The 3,338-nt window shown below is 42.4% G+C and carries 3 protein-coding genes; all 3 read right to left on the bottom strand.

Annotated elements, in window-relative coordinates; translation table 11 throughout:
• The coding region (locus Q1V93_RS14475) for a beta-ketoacyl synthase N-terminal-like domain-containing protein (RefSeq protein ID WP_300665643.1) at positions 1–638 on the bottom strand (638 nt) is incomplete at its 3' end.
• 106 nt (positions 639–744) lie between these two features.
• Positions 745–1,335, bottom strand: a complete 591-nt coding sequence (locus Q1V93_RS14470; protein ID WP_300665642.1) for a TetR/AcrR family transcriptional regulator — start codon at positions 1,333–1,335, stop codon at positions 745–747.
• Between the two features lie 193 nt (positions 1,336–1,528).
• Positions 1,529–3,133: a fumarate hydratase gene (locus Q1V93_RS14465; protein ID WP_300665641.1), complete on the bottom strand. Its 1,605-nt coding sequence runs from the start codon at positions 3,131–3,133 to the stop codon at positions 1,529–1,531.
• Positions 3,134–3,338 lie beyond the last annotated feature (205 nt).

Below are 3,338 nucleotides of genomic sequence, written 5' to 3'. Positions count from 1 at the left end.
ACAAACCCGCCTTTCTTTGTTTGAACAGTAAGCGGAGTAATTTCGTTCTTAAAGCTTCCAGAAGCATGTGCAATTTTTGCTTTTGCAAAAGATTTCAAGGTGTATTCGTCTTGTTCTTCTCTTGAAATTCCGTATTTTTTGTTTGCCAGTTCGGCCGCACTTCCCATGTGGAAATTGTGATACGGATCCCATAATCCGTCTTTAAGCATTCCGTCTACAATCTGCTGATGCCCGGTTTTGTGTCCTTCCCTGTGATTTTCGATATAATACGGCGCATTCGACATGCTTTCCATTCCTCCGGCAAGAACGACGTCGCTGTTCCCTGAGAGGATGGACTGAACGGCATACGAAACCGCTTTCAAACCGGAAGCACAGATTTTGTTGATCGTTGTGGCATCGGTTTCATCGGGGATTCCGGCAAAACGTGCAGCTTGCCGGGCAGGAGCCTGGCCGATATTTGCAGAAAGTACATTTCCCAAAATAACCTCGTCGATATCACTTGCTTTGATTCCCGCTTTCGGGATCAGGTCTTTGATCACTTCTGCAGCTAGTTCAGGCGCAGTAAATGAAGCGAGAGAACCTAAGAAACCTCCTGTTCCGGTTCTGCTTGCAGCTAAAATATAAGCGTATTTTTCCATGATTTGTTTTTTTGCGATGTTCTCATTTTTCAATTTCGCGATCCCGATATTGATCGGGACGTAATTCCGCAATATACCAACCGGTATATTTTTGGTTAAAAAAATTTCAGTTCGTTATTTCTTTGATCATTTTCCGGATAAACAACAGGTTCGAATCCAAATGGGTTCTGTTTCTGAAAGTCTTCGAAAGCAACATTCCGCCTTCGATCAGAGAAACAAATTGATCTGCAAACGCTTCTGCATCCGTTCCGGTTAAAAAAATCTCCTTTTTGATTCCGTATTCTACTATTTTGCGAATGTGCGAATGCCATTCCAGCATTGCATTGCAAACTCTTGCAAACAACAAAGGGTTCGAATCATCTGCATCAACTGCTGTGTTTAAGAGCGGACAACCTCCCGAAATTGCGATCTTGTCATAAACTTCTCCATAAAAATCTACATAGACCAGCAATTGTTCAACCGGATCTTTCAAACCGAGTGAACGTCTCACAATTTCATTCCGGACTCTTCCCAGGTTGTAATCAAAAGCGACAGCTGCCAATTCATCTTTGTCTTTGAAATTCCCGTAAATACTTCCTTTCGTCAAACCGGTAGCAGTCGTAATATCCGAAATGGAAGTTCCCTCGTATCCTTTCTTATTAAAGATCGGAGCCGTTGTTTCTATGATGAATTTCCGTGTACGTTCTGCTTTTGTCATGATTGTTGATTCAATCTGTCAAACAAATGTAATTCATTTTTGAAATAAAATACCATTTGGTATATTATTTTTGAACATTTTTCACATTTGGCCCATTCATGACAAACTTTTCTTCGATTATCCGAATGAATACAGGAAACAAAAAAGGAACCAGTTTTCACTGATTCCTTCCAAAGATTCTATGTTGTAAGGCTTACAAATTTGCGAAGAAGTCGTTTCCTTTATCGTCCGTGATGATGAAAGCCGGGAAATCTTTGATCGTGATCTTACGAACAGCTTCCATTCCCATATCTTCAAAATCAACCAATTCTACGGAAAGAATGTTCTCTTTTGCCAAAATTGCTGCCGGTCCTCCGACCGATCCTAAATAGAATCCACCGTACTTGTTACACGCATTCGTTACGTCTTTCGAACGGTTTCCTTTTGCAAGCATGATCATACTTCCTCCCATGCTTTGGAATAAATCCACATAGGAATCCATACGCCCGGCAGTTGTTGGCCCGAAACTTCCTGAAGGCATTCCTTCCGGAGTTTTTGCAGGTCCGGCATAATAAACCGGGTGATTCTTGAAGTATTCCGGCATTGGTTGTCCGGCATCCAACAATTCCTTGATTCTCGCATGAGCTGCATCACGAGCCACAATCAATGTTCCGTTTAGTTTCAAACGTGTTTTGATCGGATATTTCGACAATTCAGCCAATACTTCTGCCATTGGTTTGTCCAGGTCAATACTTACCGGCGGCTCCAAATGCGGAGGAACTTCGGGTAACAAACGGCGCGGATTTTTCTCCAATTGCTCAACGAACAACCCTTCTTTGGTAATTTTCGCTTTGATATTACGGTCAGCCGAACAGGAAACTCCCAATCCGACAGGACAAGATGCAGCGTGACGCGGAAGACGAATCACTCGAACATCATGCGTAAAATATTTTCCTCCGAATTGAGCTCCGATCGTACTTTCCTGGCAAATTTTCTGCACGCGTTTTTCCCACTCCAAATCACGGAAAGCCTGACCTCCCATATTTCCTTCCGTCGGAAGATGATCGTAATATCCTGCAGATGCTTTTTTCACGGCTGCCAAGTTCGCTTCTGCAGAGGTTCCTCCTACTACAAATGCCAAATGGTATGGCGGACAAGCTGAAGTTCCAAGGTCTTTGATCTTTTCTTTGATGAATTCTTCCAAAGAAGCATCATTCAACAACGATTTTGTTTTTTGATACAGGAATGTTTTGTTTGCCGAACCTCCTCCTTTCGCCAGGAATAAGAATTCGTATTTCGCTCCCTGGGATGCGTACAAGTCGATTTGTGCCGGAAGATTGGAACCGGAATTCTTCTCTTCAAACATATCGAACGCTACGATCTGGGAATAACGCAAGTTTCTTTCCTGGTAGGTATTGTAAATTCCTTTCGAAAGGTATTCGGCGTCATTTGCACCGGTATACACATCTTCTCCCTTTTTACCAACAACAATTGCCGTTCCGGTATCCTGGCAGGAAGGAAGTTGTCCTTCTGCCGCAATTGTTGCATTCTGCAATAAATTGTATGCAACAAAACGATCGTTATCCGTTGCTTCCGGATCATCCAGAATGGCACGTAATTTCTCCAAATGGGAAGTTCGCAGATAAAATGATACATCACCCAATGCTTCCTGTGCAAGAAGTTCCAATCCTTTCGGATCAATGTTTAACACTTCTCTGTTCCCGACCTTTTCTACACTTACATAGTTGGACGAAATTTTGCGGTATTCTGTCGTATCTTTCAAAATCGGATACGGTTCCTGGTAAAAAAAGTCAGCCATTTTATTTATAATTGTTTCACTTCTGTTCGTTCAGTTTCGGGTGCAAAATTAATCAAAAACGATTTTTCTGAGTGCGAATGGTTTAATTCAGAATGAAGCTAAATAAGAGACAGCGAAAGCTGTCGAAGACTGAGCGTAGCTTGCACAACAAGCGTAACGCGAAGGATAAAGCGAAAGCTGTCGAAGACTGAGCGTAGCTTGCACA

The organism is Fluviicola sp., from assembly GCF_030151805.1.
In the GTDB taxonomy this organism is placed as follows: domain Bacteria; phylum Bacteroidota; class Bacteroidia; order Flavobacteriales_D; family Crocinitomicaceae; genus Fluviicola.
The sequence above is the reverse complement of the archived record's forward strand: the minus strand, read 5'-3'. Positions and strand labels throughout refer to the sequence as shown.

Coding starts and splice junctions, on each gene's coding strand:
- Q1V93_RS14465 (WP_300665641.1), bottom strand. CDS start 3,133: ATGGCTGACTTTTTTTACCAGGAACCGTATCCGATTTTGAAAGATACG.
- Q1V93_RS14470 (WP_300665642.1), bottom strand. CDS start 1,335: ATGACAAAAGCAGAACGTACACGGAAATTCATCATAGAAACAACGGCT.